The following is a 17,055-nucleotide window of genomic DNA, read 5'->3' as shown; positions in this document are numbered from 1 at the left end:
CCGTAACCCGGGTTAAAACGCGAACATTAAATTTTGAACCCCCACGGTACGCCGGCGCTATCGGGATTGTCTATATATAAAAAGACCATCCCATGTTATCACGCGTCTGGAGCAGCACCGTTATTGGCGTTGATGCGTTTCCCATCGAAATCGAGGTGCACACCCGGGGCGGGGTGCCGAAGTACATCATGGTCGGGCTGCCCGATGGGGCGGTGCGGGAGAGCCAGGAGCGGATCCTGACCGCGTTGCGCTCGAATGGTCTTCCGCGACCGACGGGCCGGATCACGGTGAACCTGGCGCCGGCGGACGTGCGCAAGGAGGGTACAGCGTTCGACCTGCCGATTGCGATGGGGGTGATCGCGACGGCGGACGAGTCCATCACCCAGGCGGCGCTTGACGAGCTGTTTATCGCCGGCGAGCTGGCGCTGAACGGGGACGTCCGCCCCATCCGGGGCGCGTTGCCGATCACCCTCCGCGCGCGGGCCGAGGGGAAGCGGGCCGTGCTGGTGCCGGCGGAAAACGCGCCGGAGGCCGCCATCGTCGAGGGCATCGACGTGTACCCGATCACCCGACTGCGCGACGCCTACGCCCTGCTTTCTGGCTGCGCGCCGGGGCCAGCGCCGTACCGGCGGGATATCAGCCAGCTGTTCGAGCAGGCGCGGCAGTACGACATCGACTTCGCCGATGTTCGCGGGCAGGAGGGCGTAAAACGCGCGCTCGAAGTGGCGGCGGCCGGCGGGCATAATGTGCTGCTGGTCGGCGCCCCGGGTTCCGGGAAAACGATGCTGGCCCGCCGGCTGCCCACCATCTTGCCGCCGCTGACGATCGACGAGGCGCTGGAGACGACCAAGATCCACTCCGTCAGCGGCACCCTTTCCACCCGCACGGGCCTGGTCGCCACGCGCCCGTTCCGGTCGCCGCACCACACGATTTCCGACGCCGGCCTGTGCGGCGGCGGCGTCAACCCGCGCCCGGGCGAGATCTCCTGCGCCCATAACGGGATCCTATTTCTGGATGAACTGCCCGAGTTTAAACGCCAGGTGCTGGAGGTCATGCGGCAACCCCTGGAGGAAGGCCGGATCACCATCAGCCGGGCGCGGGTGTCCGTGGACTACCCCGCGCGGTTTATGCTCGTCGCCTCGATGAACCCCTGTCCGTGCGGGCATCTGACCGACCCGTCGCGGGCGTGTGTGTGTGCCCCGGTGCAGGTTCAGCGATACCTGTCTAAGATCAGCGGCCCGTTGCTGGACCGGATCGACGTGCATGTGGACGTGATGCCGGTCTCGTTCGACGAGATGAGCAGCCGGCGAGACGGGGAGTCGTCCGCCGACGTGCGATTGAGGGTGCTGGCGGCCCGGGAGCGGCAGCAGGCGCGGTTTGCCGGCCAGGCCGGCGTCTACTGCAACGCCCAGATGAGCACCCGACTCGTCCGCCAGCACTGCGCGCTCGATGCCGAGAGCAAGCAACTCATGAAGATGGCCATCCAACGCCTCGGGCTCAGCGCCCGGGCGTACGACCGGATCCTGAAGGTGAGCCGGACAATCGCGGACCTGTCTGGCGCCGAGTCCGTCCGCCCGGAGCACGTCTCGGAGGCCATCCAGTACCGCGCGTTGGACCGGAAGTGGGGACAGGGGGGAGCCTCCTGAACATCACTGCGTACATGAAACCATTAGAAACAATGCAACAGATCGAACCAATAGGTCCATTCATGCAACGCATAACGATTGAGCTGCTCCATGAACGTGCGTTACAGCTCATCCAACAGCTGGAGCAACTCCATCTGGTGCGCATGATCCCAGATTCGCCAGCTGTGACGGCACCTCATCCTCTAGACCCTTGGGGCGGCAGTATTTCCAGGCAGACCGCGGTACGTCTCTTACAGCAGCTTGATGCGAGCCGAGAAGAATGGGAACGCCCTGCTTGATCGATACCAATGCGGTTATTGAGTTTCTAGGGGGGATGCTTCCTCCTGATGCAAGCCAGTGGTTGGAGGACCACGTACGGACTCAGTCGGGGTATCTTTCCGTTATCAACCAGATCGAGCTGCTGGGATACTTTGTGCCGCAGCAAGAGATGGAGCAACTTGAAGCATTTGTTGCCGCATGCCCCATTTTAGCGCTCACGGACCAGATCGCCAGGAGGACAATAGCGCTCAAGCGCCAGTACAGGATCAAATTGCCCGACGCCGTCATCGCGGCATCGGCTATTGAGCATGAAATGGTGCTTATCACTCGGAATTTAAAGGATTTTGACTTCGTGGAAGGACTTCATGTCATGGATTCGCATAGGTTGAAAGGGAATTAACCGCGGCAGTGATGGACTGATCATATATCCGAGGCCATCCAATACCGCGCGCTGGACCGGAAGTGGGGGCAGGGGGGAGGGTGAGAAACATCGTGGATACGCTTGTGTAATCAAACCTGTATACACACATGCAACAACCCGATCTGTCGATCATGGCTACCACCACCATTCGTGTAAGTCCCGAAGCGCATCGCATTCTTAAACTGCTATCCGATCGAAGAGGTGTCTCGCTGGTCGAGGCGCTCGACGAGATTGTTGGTGCCTGGGAGCGTGATCATTTCTTCCAGGAATTTAACGAAGCGTATGCGGCGTTAAAGGCGGATAGTACGGCATGGCAAGAGGAGATCGCCGAACGAGGAAGCTGGGATGTCACGTTGATGGATAATCAGGGCGATGAGCATGTCACAGATTAGGCCGGACCGAGGCGACATATGGCTGGTTAATCTCAACCCGACATTGGGTCATGAACAACAGGGCAAACGCCCGTGTCTGGTGATCTCGGTAAATCCGTTGAATCATGGGCCGGCGGAACTCGCCATTGTATTGCCCATCACATCGGTCCGGAAAGGAATTCCGAGCCATGTTCTCATCACGCCGCCTGAAGGAGGATTAAAAAACCCCAGTTACGTTAAGTGTGAAGATATTCGTTCGTTGTCGACCGAGGCACGGTTTGTAGAAAGATGGGGACGCGTGAGCGAATCGACGATGCAAGCCGTAGAGAGCCGGCTGCGCCTGTTGTTGGCGCTGTGACATCATTTGAGCACCCGGTACATACTGGCCGGGCTGACGGCCACGATGTTGCGGTCGAGCATCATGTAGGTGATTCGGCGATATCCCTCGCCCGGATACTGCCGGACGGAGGGATTCGGCCGGGACGACTTGAAGGCGGCGGCGCCCTGCTCGAAGAACTGTTTCCGCCACTGGAAAGGTGATTTTTAGTCGCCTGGCTGGATAGATCAGGACTCACCGCATACTTATCTCGCCAGAATCATAGCCTTCGTCCATGTAGCGTTGCCGGCAAAAATCCGGTAATAATACACGCCATTGGGTAGATGGCTGCCGCTGAAATGCGCCGTATGCTCACCGGTTGGTTTTTCAGCATCGACGACCGTCGCCATATGCTGGCCCAGCGCATTGAAGATCTCGAGACGCACTGGAGCAGGACGAGAGAGGTGGTAGGTGACGGTGACCTCGCCTGAAAACGGATTGGGATAACTCGTCGCCTGCGGCAGATCCGTAACCTGAGGGGGTTCGGGATCGATCCCGGTAGCCAATATCCCCCCATGCTCGAACGCGCCGATATCCACGGAGCTGGCGTTTCTCGTTTTGTAATCGATATCCCAAAAAGAGACGATCCGATTGCTGCCGGCATCGAGGGCGGGGCTGTCTGCTCGAAGATCGAATTTGCCCTTTTGAGGATCATTCATCCCGGGACTGACACCCAACAGATTGCCTTTCAGGTCTGTCAGATCGACCGACGTGCCGCTGAAATTGATCGATTCATTCCCGGGTGTTCCGTCAAAAGAAAGGTTCTTTTCCCAGACCATCTCTTCAGATCGGGCGATCAGGAGCGCGCGGTTCCAGGACAACACCCCCGCCCCGGGTTTGGCAACGCCGATGTTATTTCGCCATACGGTATCTTTCGAGTAAACCAGGCTCAACTCGCCTCGCCAGGTAGCGGTACTTTGGGTGTCTTTGTTGTTGTGATACACCGTGTTGTTGAATACATCCACATGGTCGCTTTTGAACACGTGGAGCCCTTTTCCGCCGTTGTTGTAAATCAGGTTGTTTTCTATCAGCGTGCGGTGCGGGTACTTCACGTTCGTGTCGCCCTCGTTATAAAAATTATCGAGGATGATGCCGTTTCCATCTGTCGTTTCTCCGGGCTTAAAGCTTGCAAAAACCAGGTTGATGTTGTCGTAGCTCCGGTTGTTTCGCACGATGATGTGGTAGCCTGGTGCGTTATCGACCGAGCGCGCTTGATAGAGCCCGATACCGCTGGATTGACTGGGGTTATATTTGGCGTTGCCGTAGGCGACGTTGTTTTCGATGAGGATATGGTCGCATCGGCCTACCTGAATGCCGGCGGCGCCACAGCCGTGCACCCGGTTGTTCAAGATATTGACGTGATGATTCTCCCAGACGGTGATGCAATTGCCGGTTCTTCCCGGGCCGGGATTCGGGTCGTACACCTCGAACCCATCCACCGTCACGTAGTTGGCCGCGATCTTGATTCCATCTGTTTTGCCGGTTTCAGCGACTTCGACTTTAGCCCCACCCTGGTTCACGGCTTTGAGTACGATATACCGATCCGGCGTTCCCGAACGCGAGATGATGACCTTCTCCCGGTACACGCCGTTTCTCACCAGCACCGTATCGCCTGGAGACACCTGCTTCACGGCGTGAGCGATCGTGCGAAAGGGTCGCGCGGAGGTGCCCGGATTGCTATCATTGCCGGCCGGGTCGACGTAAAACGTGTCGGCAAAGGAAGCGATGGGTACGGCGAACCCGATCAGGAAGAGCAGAATGTTGAAATAGGCCATCGTGTGGGTGAGAAGCGGAGAATTACGGGGACGCTAGCTATATCGTAGTCCTGGGCGTCTGATGCGGCTACATGGGTGGTGGGAGAACGCAACGTGTGTGTCCTCATGCGCGCTTTGACATCCCTCATAAAACAACCGGATGGATGCCGCGATTCCGACTGAGCGTCCCCAACGGTACGTCCAGGCGTTTCACGTATGATGTACGGCAGGCTGAATTGCCGGAAACCATCTCCCCCTACAATCTCAGTGCCACACATGTCCTTGGCCAGGGGGGAATTTCTCCTTCGCATCGACCAGCGTAGCGAACTGTTTCCGACCTGTCTGGCGCAGCTCGTGGCCTCGCTAGAGGCCTATCCCGGGAAGCGCTTAAGCGGGAGTATACCGGATCTCCTTCTCGTTGCGTTATGAAATACCGTAAATAAGCGTAATGCCCCATTTGCAGTGTTCGTAAGCGTTCATGCCGAGCCATGCGCAAAACGATACTCCGCGCCTCCGCGGGAACATCCCCATCCCCTTGACCGAATAGAAAAATAAGGCTCCCGCGGAGACGCGGAGTAGCATCACGAGAATATGTAGCGGTTCTGGCTCCAATGGATGGCACCATCCGCTTGTCGGCCTACGGGCATGGATTTGAACCTGATTTAACGTTGCCGTTCTCATGGTTTGATAAAGGCCCAACCGACCCTGCTTTGACCCTTCGAACGCGTCAACGTAAGAGAGATCGGATATAGCTGCTCCCGTTGCCGTGATCAAGGTCACGCCGCAGAGGCCGGGTAATCTTGTCTTGTACTGGCTCCGAAAATGATGTTTTGACGTGCACCGGGGTGGGGGATGCCAAAGTCCGCCGCGGGTTGTAGGTTACGGGCTGAACCAGAGCGGTACCGCCATGAAATCTTCGATCCGATGCCTCGCCGGCTGGATCCTTGCCGGCCTCCTCCTCATTCCCGCCGCCCGCGCCCAGGACAACCCCCGCGCCGAACTCGAGGCCATCGCCGTCATCGATCAGAAGGTGATGATGCCGATGCGCGACGGCGTCCGCCTCGCGACGGACATCTACCGGCCGAAAAGTGGCGGCCCCGTCCCGGTCATCTTTTCCCGAACCCCTTACAACTTCAACAGCTGGCGAGACGGCGAGGAAAACGCCGGCACGTACCGCGCCGCCCTCGACGCGGTCAAACGCGGCTATGCCTACGTCGTCCAGAACGAACGCGGGCGCTTCTTCTCGGAAGGCGAGTGGGACATCCTGGGCACGCCGCTCACCGACGGCGACGATGCCTTCACCTGGATGGCCGGCCAGCCGTGGTCTAACGGAAAGGTAGGAGCGATCGGGTGTTCGTCGACGGCCGAGTGGCAGATGGCGGTGGCTTCGCAGGACCATCCGGCGCTCGCGGCGATGGTGGCGCAGGGGTACGGCGCCGGCGTGGGCCGGATCGGCGACTGGTACGAGCAGGGCAACTGGTACCGCGGCGGGGCCGAGCAGATGCTGTTTTTCTCCTGGCTCTACGGCGTCCAGAACGATGTCGCCCGGCCGAGTTTTGAAGCAGACGTCTCCCAGGAGGATCTGATCCGGATCTCCCGCTCGTTCGACCTGGCGCCGGAGCGGCCGGAAGTCGACTGGTCCAAGGCGTTTTACCACCTCCCCGTGATGGATCTCATCAAAAGCGTCGATGGCCCGGTGGGTGTCTACGAAGACATGATCCGGCGTAAGCCGAACGACCCGGCCTGGTACGCCGGCGGGCTCTACCACGACGACATGCCGTTTAATAAGCCCACCATGTGGTTTGCCTCGTGGTACGATGTGTCCACCGGGCCCAATATCGCCCTGTTTAACCACGTCCGCCAGACAGCCGCGCCGGAGATTGCCGACAACCAGTACCTGGTGATCGCCCCGACGCTGCATTGCGGCTTCAAACGGGCAACCGAAAACACCATCGTCGGCGAGCGGAGCATGGGGGATGCGCGGCTCGATTACGACGCGCTCACGTACGGCTGGTTCGACCTCTGGCTGAAGGGGGAGGATGCCGGCCAACGCGCGGCCATGCCGCGGGTGAAGTACTTCACGATGGGCAGCAACGTGTGGAATACCGCCGAGGCCTGGCCTCCGCCAGAGGCGACCGTCGCGACCTATTATCTGGAAAGCGGAGGTGCGGCGAACAGCCTGTACGGAGACGGCCGGCTGACCACGACCCGCCCGCCGGCGCGCGGCGACCGGCCGGACACGTTCGTCTACGATCCCATGAACCCCGTGCCCTCCTATGGCGGCAACGTGTGCTGCACCGGCAACGCGATCCAGGGCGGGTCGTTCGACCAGCGAAAGATAGAGGCCCGGCAGGATGTGCTCGTCTATACCACCGAACCTTTCGCGGAAGGCGTCGAGGTGTCCGGCTCGATCGACTTGACCCTCTACGTCTCGTCCGACGCCCGGGACACCGACTTTACCGTGAAGCTGCTGGATGTATATCCGGATGGGAAGGCGTACAACCTGGATGAAACCATCCAGCGCGTGCGGTACCGCGAGGGGTACGACCGCGAGGTGTTTATGGAAGCCGGCGAGGTGTATCCGCTCGAGGTGGGACCCCTCACGACCAGCAATTACTTCAACCCGGGGCACCGTATTCGGATCGAGATCTCAAGCAGCAACTTCCCGCGTTTCATGCGCAACCTGAATACGGGCGGCAACAATTATGATGAGGTAGAGGGAGTGGAGGCCCGGAATACGGTTCATTCCTCGGCCGCGTACCCGTCGCACATCCGGCTCCCGATCATCGCCCGGTAATACGGCTTGTGGGGCTCGTTCGACAAATCTTGTTGTGTTATTTCGGCAACTCTGTGGCTCGCAATGACTTTAACAGCTGTTACCCCACGCTTTTATCACACAACACGAAGACATGAAAAGCAATTTCCTGACGATACTTACCCTCGCTCTTGTTCTTTCCGCCTGCGGTGGAAGCGCTGAACAGCATGACGCCCCGCACGCGACCGAATCGGTTGCCGTACCGGCCTCCGAAATGATGACGACTGTTATCGATTCGTTGACCTCGACCACGGATTCCCTGTTGGCCGTGCCCGATTCGATGGCGACGGTAGTTGACTCGGCCGCGGCCGCTGTCAGCGCCGAAGTTGAAGGCGAATAAGTAATTGACGGTTTTGCATCCGGGACCGTAAGCTCGGAGGCAACACGTCAGCGGCGCGTCGACGGCAAAATCCGATCTTGCAGTAACCGCCAGGTGGTGCGGGGGGCGTCGATATCCCACGCGTTAAAAACCGCCACGATGTCGTAGTCCGGGGCGACCAGTACAAACTGGCCACCATATCCGTTTCCGGCAAATACGGTTGCGCGACCGTTCTCCTGATCCGGCACCCACCACTGGTAGCCGTATCCCAGGTTTACCTGCTCGTTTGCCGGGGCGATATCCGCCACTACCGGCGCCGTGGATTTATCCACCCACGCTTTCGAAACGATCTGTTTCCCCTCCCATTCTCCTCCGCGCAGAAACAGGTACCCGATACGCGCCAGATCGTGGGTTTTCAAGTAAAGTCCTCCCTCCGTATCCGTCTCCCCATCAGGCGTGATTTTCCAGTAATGCTCGGTGATGCCGATCGGCTTAAACAGGCGCTCGGCTGCCCAGAGGTCGGCTCGCATACCCGTGGCCTCCGTGATGATTTTACCCAGGAGGACGCTCGCTCCGTCGTTGTATTCGTACACCGTCCCGGGTTCGGCATCCATCGGTCTGCCGATGATGTAGCGGATCCACTCGTCGCTGAGCTCCATGACAATCGTGCTGTGGTCCGTATTGCCATATCCGCCTTCTGTGTACCAGTCGATCCCGCTCCGCATGGTGAGCAGGTCCTCGATGGTCATGGCCGCCTTGCGGGGGTCCGATACGTCGGGACTGTAGGCCTGGAGGTAGGGCATAACAGGGGATTCGACCCCTGGAATCAGTCCCGCGTCGATGGCGATGCCGAGGGCGGCGGAGTTGACGCTTTTGGTGACCGATTGGAGGGTGTGGAGATCGCTACCGTGGTAATAGGGATGCCAGTTCGGGTGGCTGTAGTTGTAGGGATGATCGGTGGTGTCGGGCGCGTCTGAAGGCAGGGTATACGTGCGGTCGTAGTGCGTATCGATGACGGCGCGGCCGTTACGGATGAGCAGGAAGTGGTCGACCGATCCGTAGACGCCGGCGGCCACGTCGGCTTCGATGGCGGCGAGAGAATCCGGGTCGAAGCCTTCGGCGGCGGGGGTAGAAACCGGCCAGGTTTCAGCGGGCCATCCTGGGCCGGCGAGTGCCGTACTTTCCGGATTGTACCTGCAGGCTGAGAAGGCCAGCACCAGCAAGCCAGCGCCAAGGAGAGGGACGGTGGCAACACGACGCGGCATGGCGGGAAAACTTGGATGAAGGAAATGGACAGGCCACGGTAGGAATTCGCGAGCCGGCGTGCAAGATGGGCAGCCGTTATTCCGTCGCGACGAGTCGGCTCTTTTTGACTTTGGGCTCGTCAACATGGAGCCCCAGGTGCCGTTGCCAGGATTCGAGCATGTCGGGATCGAGTTCCAGCACCCCTTTACGAGTCACCCCCGCCGGCGGTTGGATGTGCGTCACGAGGCGATCGTAGACGCGGCCGCGAAGGGCAGGGTCGACCCGTGGAATCATCTGCCAGAGCGTGATCCCATCGTCGAAACCGGCCTCGCGCACGATGTCGGCCACGGCCTCCGATCCTCCATCCTCGAAATCGAACCGCTCCAGCGCAGCTTGGAGCGTGGGCGAGGCCGCCTCATGAAACGCCGTACCGGGTCCGCGCCCGGGGCGCGCCCGGCACATCGCACCCGCCGGCACGAGCGTCGTTCGGCCGCCGTGACTCAGTTCGACATAACCGGACGTGACGTGTAATAAACTGGTGCCCACGCTATCGACGGCCAGCGTGTAGGCGCACCCAAGGTCGATCGCCAGGGCGGATGGGGTATCGACAAAAAACAGACGGGGCGGGGCCCATATAAACGCCTCGATCTGGCCTTCCTCCAGCACCAACCGGTGATTGTTCGCCTCGGCGCCGAGGAGTTGGAGGCGGGTGTCTGGCGCTACTTCCACGGTGCCGATGTCGCCAACATCCAGGAGTGCACGCGAGGTGGCGTCGGTTTCGAGCCACTGGCCAACGCGGAGTCGGCCGCTGCCGCGCAGTCCGTTCTGATCCACCGATGGCAGGCCGGCGAGCGCGACCACCTGCCAGCCCGATGCGTCGGATCGGATGAAGACCCATGCGAGGCCCGTCACGACGAGTAGGGCCGCGACGAACTGGCTGAGCATGCGGATCTGGAGCCGGCTCGGGGGAGTGCTCCCAACATCCGAGTGGCGCACGGGGGTATTGAGTGGGATCGGGGCCCGCGGCGGTGCGGGCGTTCGCGGCGCTTCATCCGGGGCGAGCTGCGTTTCGAGCCGCGTTTTGATGCCGGCCCAGAGGTCGCTCGGCGGGGCGACCGGCGGCAACGCAAGCAAATCGGCCAGCAGGGTGCGAAGGTCATCGACGGCCGTGCGGCAGGTGGCGCATTCGGCGAGGTGGCGTTCAACGGCGCGCGCGTCGTCGGCCGGCAGCAGGCCGTCGACGTAGTCGTTTAGCTGGGAAGTAATATGGCTCATTGTGTTCATCGCGTCATCCGTTAGGCGCCATCGTTGTCCGCAATAACTGGCGGGCCCGGTGGAGGTGGGCTTTCGAGGTGCCGGGGGCGATGCCCATGGCTACGCCGATTTCATCGTGCGTATAGCCCTCGATATCGTGGAGGACGAGGACGGACCGCGCCTGTGCCGGCAGGGCGGCGATCCCCCGTTCAAGGTCCATGCCTGTATCGGGCGACGGTTCCCGTCCGGCGACCTCGAAGGGCTCCAGTTCGCCCGCCGTCTCGAAGCGTGCGGCGCGCCGGCGTGCGGCGCGGAGATCGACCAGCACAACGTTCACGGCGAGGCGATGCAGCCAGGTAGCGAAGGCACTGTCCTGACGGAAGCTGCCAAGCTGCTGCCAGGCGCGGACGAAAGCGTCCTGCGTGAGCGCCTGCGCCCGGGTCACATCCGCCACCATACGCAGACACAGGGCATAAATGCGACCGACATGCGCCCTGTACAGCTGCTCGAACGCGGCCGTATCGCCGGCCTGCGCGCGCTGCACGAGGTTGGCGGTGGGTGGATGGGGGTCGTCAAGGGGTTCCTCCAAAATGATCTCAACGCGATGCGCTACGAGGGGGCAGGGCTGCCGTCTATTCCGGTTTGTATAGAGGTTGGATGCCGCCGGGGACGCCGAGGTTTACGCATGCCGCGTTTTTTTTTGCCGGGGATCACTAAACGCTTCGTGTATGCCTGGCATCACACCATCAGAACACCGGTGCGAGTCGCGCGCCAGAACCTCACAACCAACCGGAGAGACGATATGAAACGAAACCACACCCGTGCCATTCTTTCCCTCGCCTTTGTCCTGCTGGCCGTCGGTACGGCAGCGACGTTCCAGGGCGGCTTTTACCTCCGCGCGGAATACCCGACGCAGGCCGGCTCCGTGCTCGCCATCCAGGCGAAGGGCTGCGAGCGCCCCGAAAATGCCCGCGTGATCGGCGCCGCGGAAGGACTGGTCGACGGGGTCCGCCAGACCCTCCCGATTACGCTGACCTCCCGGTCGAAGGGCCTCTACGAAATTGCCTGGGAACGTCCGGAGGACGGAGACTGGGTGTTGACCCTCACGGGCACCTACCGGGGGGCGGTGAGCAGCCTCATCGTACCCGTGGCCGCTGATGGGAAGGTACGCCTGCCGGAGCCCGATCGCTACGGCACCCGCATCGAGCCAGTCCACCGAACGCTGACCGCGGCCGACATAAACAGCGCGCTCGAAAAGGTGGCCGTAGCCGGGTGATCGCATCGCGAATGGGTCCGCCCCTCGGCGACCGGGGGCGGACCAGCTGCATCTGCCTGGCGCCACTCTTTGGACCGCTTGGATATTGTACGACAAGTTGGCGTCGCCGCGCGACGCCGCATCATAGCCCCCGTGCTTCAGGGCACGACCCTGACGATCTGCTCATTGTGCATCATGGGTAGGGGGCACCTCAAGGAGTCCGGCGTTGAAACGCCGGCCTACATTGCGGCATCGCTCCGCGATGCGTGGTCTATCGCGTACGAGGTAGCAATTCAGGTGGATGTGCCGTACGTTCCGGCTCTTCGTGATGGTGGGTGGGGGGCTTATTGGATGTTTGAGGTTGCTACTGTGCACATCATCTATAAAATCTTCCTTGCCGGGGCCGCGTTGTGCGCTCTTGGCGTAGTCATCGCAGCATTTACCGCCGGCGCGGCAGTCGCCGGCCCCATGCTTATCGCGTGTTTCGTGTGCCTCGCCATCGGGGGCCGCGGGGCGCCGGCGCTGCGGAGTCTCTCCTTTACGCTCTGGATCCTGGCCGCCGTGTCGGCCGCGATGGTGTATCCGTCGTATTTCCTGGCGGTGGGGGACTATGAGCTGAAGAACCTGATCGTGCCCCTCATCCAGATCATCATGTTCGGCATGGGGACGTCGATGAGCCTGGGCGACTTTGCCGGCGTCGTCCGAATGCCCCGCGCGGTGTTTATCGGGCTGGCCTGTCAGTTCACGATTATGCCGTTGGTAGGCGTCGCCCTGGCGCGAGGCCTCGGATTTGCGCCCGAGATTGCCGCCGGCATCGTGTTGATTGGCTCGGCGCCGAGCGGCGTGGCGTCCAATGTGATGGCGTACATCGCCCGCGCGAATCTGGCGCTGTCGATCACGCTGACGGCCTGCAGCACGCTGCTGGCGCCGCTGATGACGCCGTTGTTGATGAAGGTGCTCGCCGGCCAATTCGTCCCCGTCGATTTCTTCGACATGATGATCGGGATCGTGAAGATGGTTATCGTGCCCATCGTGCTCGGCCTGATCGTCAACCGACTGCTACGGGGCCGCGACCGGTGGCTGCACGACGCGATGCCGCTGCTGTCGATGTCGGCCATCGCGGTCGTGCTCACCATCATCGTCGCCACGGGTAGGAACGACCTGTTGACGGTCGGGCCATTACTTTTTCTGGCGGCGATCGTGCACAACGCCGCCGGCTACACCCTGGGCTACTGGGCCTGCCGGCTGATCGGCTTGGACGAACAATCGTGCCGGACGATCTCCATCGAAGTGGGGATGCAGAATGGCGGGCTGGCGACCGGGATTGCCCTGCAGATGGGGAAGGTGGCCACAGTGGGGCTGGCGCCAGCTATTTTTGGACCCTGGATGAACATCTCGGGGTCCGCGCTGGCAAACTGGTGGCGGAGCCGGCCGGTGTTGGAAACCGTGCCTCAAACAGACCACCCGCTGATCGCGGAGGAAAAGCGGGCCTGAGTACACGGCCCTGCATGTATGAAGTTGATGGGTTATCCGCGCGGGCGTGGCGTCAGATAGAGACCGACAGGCCGGCGGTCGGGATGACATCCGAACGCAGGCCATTTTTGTTGAGCGGCGTGAGGATATTAACCATGAGGACGACCTTGTCCGAGGGCGCAAAGCGGAAGCCTACGGCCAGATCGGTCGTGTTGTCGCGCCGGCTTTCTGGGATATTGCTGAGGTCGAAGAAACGCGTGAGTGAGCCGGCCTCGAACTGCTCCCGGATGCCGATCGAGCCCGGGAAGAGGACGATGGCTTCATCTTCTTGCAGGTCGAATGAACCGAGGAGGTCCGCGGCGAAGGTCAACGTGTTGGACACTTTGTGGTCGAAACCAATGGCATATTCCACTTCGTCGCTGTCCAGCGCGCCGCCGCGTTTGTCGTAGCCCAGGTTGATGTGGGGGTTGAAGTCATTAAACCGCCGGGAGGAGATAAAGAGGAATCGAATATTCTGTTTACCCGTGCCAAGAAAGTTGTGTTCATCGCCGGTAGGCAGCCTGATATCGCCCAATAAAGCCACCTTGAGGGCGTTTGCGCCGGGCAACACATATTTCAGACGTATGGCCAGATCGCCCACCCCATTTGTGCTGACATTGTACGTAGTGTCCGCTGTGAGGATGGGATTGAGCTGGTTGCCGCCGAACGCGTGGGCGGCACCCTGGATCTCGGGCCGGGTGGGGATGAGTCGGCCATAGGTAAAGCTGTTGATCACGGCCGTCGCACGCCCGGACATAGAGATATTGACGATCGGGATGGCGAGGCTGATGTCGAGGTTTCGGAGCACGCCGGCGGAAAGCGTGAACGCAAAAATGCTGCTGCTGATGTCCATGTTCGGGAAGACATCGATGTTGTCCAGTTCATAGGCAGGAGCGCCCAGACTGCCCGGAAGGGTTTGTTCCTCTTCAAAGGGAGGCGTCGGGGTGACGTCCTGATGCGCGAACGTGAACCGCATCTGATCGATCGGGAGACCTCTGAAACGATCAAGATTCATGTAGGAGTAGCTGAGACCGATGTTGATTTTCCCCTGGCCGATGGACTCCGCGGTTTCCGCGAAGATGGGCCCCAGGCTCTCGTTGGTCACGACGGCGGCGCCGTTCATAAAGTCGATCGACATGCCGGCGATCGTAGAACTCAGAGGAAATGAAGAGATGTTGGATGCGATGAGCCCGTTCAGGGCGGGGGTGAGGAGCTGCTCCGCATTGTCGGCCGCCGGGAAATAATGCTGGCCATGGAAGACCTGATCGTCTCGGTCCAATCGGTCACGCAGGAAGTAGTTAAAAACGTCGTTAAACGTCTGGTCGAGCTGGGCCGTCGCCGGACGAATGGAAATAGACAGCAGCAGCACGAAACACAACAATACGGTGCGGGCGGTGGCGGGCATGGGCATGAGAAGACGGTTCGGTGGGCGGTAGCCTATGGGCGGAGCAGGTCGGCGCGGTAAACCGAGTGGGTGGTTGGCGTGGTGCTAGCGGGGGAAACTGAACTTGGAGGACGTCCACCGGGTGGCTTCCCGTGTGAGCGTTTGTTGGAACGATAAAGCGGTAGTTTTTTTCTCGTTTTTATTGTTTGTGTAGGTGAATGAAGCGCCGCACTCGTAGATGTACGTGTCGGGGTCCACGTTCTGGAGGGATTCACGCGTAATCGTGAACTGGAAGTTCTTAAACGAAGCGAAGATGCTGGTCCAAGTCCTTTGTTCGGATGCTGACAGCGCCACCGCCGAACTAAATTGACTAAAATTTTCATCCAGGAAAGCGGACGTGAGGTGCTGTTTGGCCTCATCGATGAGTGTCTCGAGATGTCGTTTTTCTTCCGCTTCGCGGGTGTGTTCGGCATCCAGTTGCTGGAGGAGCTCCACGCCTTCGAGAAGGAGCTGATTGGCGAGGGCATAATCCCCTGCCTGAAAGGCTCGATTTCCTTCGGCCTCTTTAGCAAGCGCCTTGGTGTAGGATGCCGGCTCGGGAGACGTTACCGTGACTCGGGCCATGAGTTGAGCGAGCGCCCGACGCGTCTCGTTAACACGCGCTTCTTCCGTAACGAGTGCTTCCGTCAGCGCTGTTCGATACCCCGTTTCTGCCTGACTGAATTGCGCGAGCGCCACGTCGTACCTCGCCTGTTCGAAAGCGGTCTCGCCGAGTCGCTGCGCTTCTCTCGCGGAACCATACGCGTCGATTGAGCCGAGGAGCGTCTCGTCCGCCGGCAGCGTGTCCAACACGCGTTGCATCGCTGCCCTGGCCGCGGTCGCCTGGTTCTTGCCGGCCTCGAGCAGGGCGTTTGGTTCCGCTGCGGGAGGGGTGTCGGTGGGTGTCGGCGCCTGCACCGGGGCTGATGGCGGCTCGGTTGAGGGTCTGGTAGCGGGGTCGGCCCCGGCTACTAGGGACTCCGTATCGCCTCCGGTAGCCGGGCTCTCACCGGGGACTGGATTATCCACATGAGTATCTGGCGAAGCATTCGTAAGCGGCTCGCTTGAGGTCAGGCCGCCGGATACCTGTTCATCGGGTGACGGTTCATCGGATGCCTGTTCGCGGAGTTCTGGTTCGTCGGGTGTTGCTTCGCCGGGGGATGGCATGACCCCGGGAGCGTTGGAGGCTGCCTCGTCAGCCGGTTCGCTCTGCAGCCCGTAAAAAGAACCGACCGCTACGACCAGGACGATCAGGGCGATGGCGAGCCCCTGAAGCGCACGCCGGGGGCGTACAGGTTCGGGCGCCGCTGGTGCTATCTCGATAGACTCCTCGGGGACGACCGGCGAAGGGCCGGGCAGTATCGCCACCGGCAAGGTCGGCTGAACCAGCTGTGTGTCGCCATCGTCCAGGCCGCCCGCCCCGAACCGCAATTCTTTTCGGATGCGCTTCAGTTCCAGGATCATCGCGTCCATGCCCTGAAAGCGATCGTTGGGATCCTTCTGCATGGCGCGTTCTACGAGCGCTGCCAACGAAGCGGGGAGCTCCGGGCGTTGCGTCGTGAGCGGCGTATGCGAATGATGGATGATCGCATAGATGAGCGCATGCTCGCGATAGTCGGCAAAGGGTAGCGTGCCGGCGAGCATCTCATACAGGACGACCCCAAACGACCAGATATCGCTGCGATAGTCTACCGATTCGGCCCGCGCCTGCTCCGGCGACATGTACGCGAGCGTGCCAAGCGTCGTATTGTTTTGAGTCAGTTGAATGCCGGGCCCTATTTTCGCGAGGCCGAAGTCCATCAGCTTGATCCGGCCCTTCGGGGTGAGCATGATGTTGGCCGGCTTGATGTCCCTGTGTGTGATGCCGTGTTCATGCGCCACACTCAATCCCTCAGCGATCTGTAAGGCAATATCAACCGTCTCGACGAGGGGGATCTCGCTCGACTGGATGCGCCGTTTTAACTCCATGCCGTCGATATACTCCATCACGAAGAAAATCTCATCCACCCCGTCCGGGCTGGTCAATTCTTCGATGGCATAAATCGTAGCGATATTCGGATGATTCAGCGTGGCTGCCGCCTGGGCTTCGATCCGAAACCGCGTCCGAACGTCGGGAATCGTGGCATACCGCCAGGGCATGAATTTGATGGCGACATGCCGTTTCAGTTTCGTGTCATGCGCTTTATACACCACACCCATCCCGCCCTCACCGAGCTTCTCGATGATGTCGTAGTGGAGTCGCGATGAACCGATCAATTCCAAGACGATGGGGTGTTATACCAGACCGTCGAGGGGAGCCGGCCTGGTGGCAATCGGTACGGGGTAGGGATACAGGATAACGAACAGGTCTATGGAGGCCCTGTTCGTTCTGGATAAGTAAACGCCCCCCTTACTTCACAGGCGAAA

General features: G+C 60.7%; 14 protein-coding genes. 8 read left to right on the top strand and 6 right to left on the bottom strand.

What is annotated here, in order from left to right; translation table 11 throughout:
• Nucleotides 1–92 precede the first annotated feature (92 nt).
• The 4 genes from SH809_04455 (at nucleotide 93) to SH809_04440 (ending at nucleotide 2,717) form a co-directional block, all read left to right on the top strand.
• Complete coding sequence (locus SH809_04455) at nucleotides 93–1,646, top strand: YifB family Mg chelatase-like AAA ATPase (GenBank protein ID MDZ4698939.1); 1,554 nt, start codon at nucleotides 93–95, stop codon at nucleotides 1,644–1,646.
• A 14-nt stretch (nucleotides 1,647–1,660) separates the two neighbouring features.
• Nucleotides 1,661–1,924, top strand: coding sequence for a hypothetical protein (locus tag SH809_04450; GenBank protein ID MDZ4698938.1), 264 nt, complete (start codon nucleotides 1,661–1,663; stop codon nucleotides 1,922–1,924).
• Nucleotides 1,921–2,304 carry a type II toxin-antitoxin system VapC family toxin gene (locus tag SH809_04445; GenBank protein MDZ4698937.1) on the top strand — a complete coding sequence of 128 codons (384 nt, stop codon included), beginning with the start codon at nucleotides 1,921–1,923 and terminating at the stop codon, nucleotides 2,302–2,304. The genes SH809_04450 and SH809_04445 overlap by 4 nt, the downstream gene beginning before the upstream one ends.
• Nucleotides 2,305–2,432: 128 nt before the next feature.
• Entirely contained in the window at nucleotides 2,433–2,717 is a 285-nt protein-coding gene (locus SH809_04440) for a hypothetical protein (GenBank protein ID MDZ4698936.1), read from the top strand.
• Nucleotides 2,718–3,278: 561 nt separating this feature from the next.
• On the opposite strand, the gene SH809_04435 is transcribed toward SH809_04440, so the two are convergent.
• Entirely contained in the window at nucleotides 3,279–4,847 is a 1,569-nt protein-coding gene (locus tag SH809_04435) for a right-handed parallel beta-helix repeat-containing protein (GenBank protein ID MDZ4698935.1), read from the bottom strand.
• An 886-nt stretch (nucleotides 4,848–5,733) separates the two neighbouring features.
• Between SH809_04435 and SH809_04430 the strand changes: the two genes are divergently transcribed.
• A complete protein-coding gene (locus SH809_04430) occupies nucleotides 5,734–7,623 on the top strand; it encodes a CocE/NonD family hydrolase (GenBank protein ID MDZ4698934.1) in 1,890 nt (629 codons plus the stop codon).
• Between the two features lie 112 nt (nucleotides 7,624–7,735).
• Complete coding sequence (locus SH809_04425; protein MDZ4698933.1) at nucleotides 7,736–7,981, top strand: hypothetical protein; 246 nt, start codon at nucleotides 7,736–7,738, stop codon at nucleotides 7,979–7,981.
• Between the two features lie 47 nt (nucleotides 7,982–8,028).
• Here SH809_04425 and SH809_04420 read toward each other — a convergent pair whose 3' ends face one another.
• The 3 genes from SH809_04420 to SH809_04410 form a co-directional block, all read right to left on the bottom strand.
• Nucleotides 8,029–9,225 (bottom strand): serine hydrolase, encoded by a 1,197-nt coding sequence (locus SH809_04420; protein MDZ4698932.1) that lies wholly within the window; start codon nucleotides 9,223–9,225, stop codon nucleotides 8,029–8,031.
• A 76-nt stretch (nucleotides 9,226–9,301) separates the two neighbouring features.
• Nucleotides 9,302–10,480, bottom strand: a complete 1,179-nt coding sequence (locus tag SH809_04415; GenBank protein MDZ4698931.1) for a zf-HC2 domain-containing protein — start codon at nucleotides 10,478–10,480, stop codon at nucleotides 9,302–9,304.
• 13 nt (nucleotides 10,481–10,493) lie between these two features.
• On the bottom strand, nucleotides 10,494–11,048 hold the full coding sequence (locus SH809_04410; protein ID MDZ4698930.1) for an RNA polymerase sigma factor: 555 nt from the start codon (nucleotides 11,046–11,048) through the stop codon (nucleotides 10,494–10,496).
• A 213-nt stretch (nucleotides 11,049–11,261) separates the two neighbouring features.
• Here SH809_04410 and SH809_04405 point away from each other — a divergent pair, with 213 nt between their 5' ends.
• Both SH809_04405 and SH809_04400 read left to right on the top strand, forming a co-directional pair.
• On the top strand, nucleotides 11,262–11,735 hold the full coding sequence (locus SH809_04405; protein ID MDZ4698929.1) for a hypothetical protein: 474 nt from the start codon (nucleotides 11,262–11,264) through the stop codon (nucleotides 11,733–11,735).
• A gap of 78 nt (nucleotides 11,736–11,813) precedes the next feature.
• On the top strand, nucleotides 11,814–13,208 hold the full coding sequence (locus SH809_04400; protein MDZ4698928.1) for a bile acid:sodium symporter family protein: 1,395 nt from the start codon (nucleotides 11,814–11,816) through the stop codon (nucleotides 13,206–13,208).
• Nucleotides 13,209–13,260: 52 nt separating this feature from the next.
• Here the strand turns inward: SH809_04400 and SH809_04395 are convergent, their stop codons facing one another.
• Nucleotides 13,261–14,637: a transporter gene (locus tag SH809_04395; GenBank protein MDZ4698927.1), complete on the bottom strand. Its 1,377-nt coding sequence runs from the start codon at nucleotides 14,635–14,637 to the stop codon at nucleotides 13,261–13,263.
• Between the two features lie 78 nt (nucleotides 14,638–14,715).
• The gene (locus tag SH809_04390; protein MDZ4698926.1) at nucleotides 14,716–16,905 is read right to left on the bottom strand and encodes a protein kinase; all 2,190 of its coding nucleotides are present in this window, start codon (nucleotides 16,903–16,905) and stop codon (nucleotides 14,716–14,718) included.
• Nucleotides 16,906–17,055: the final 150 nt, after the last annotated feature.

Source organism: Rhodothermales bacterium, assembly GCA_034439735.1.
GTDB lineage: Bacteria > Bacteroidota > Rhodothermia > Rhodothermales > JAHQVL01 > JAWKNW01.
Note: the sequence above shows the minus strand (reverse complement) of the source record. Positions and strands in the feature narration are given on the sequence as shown.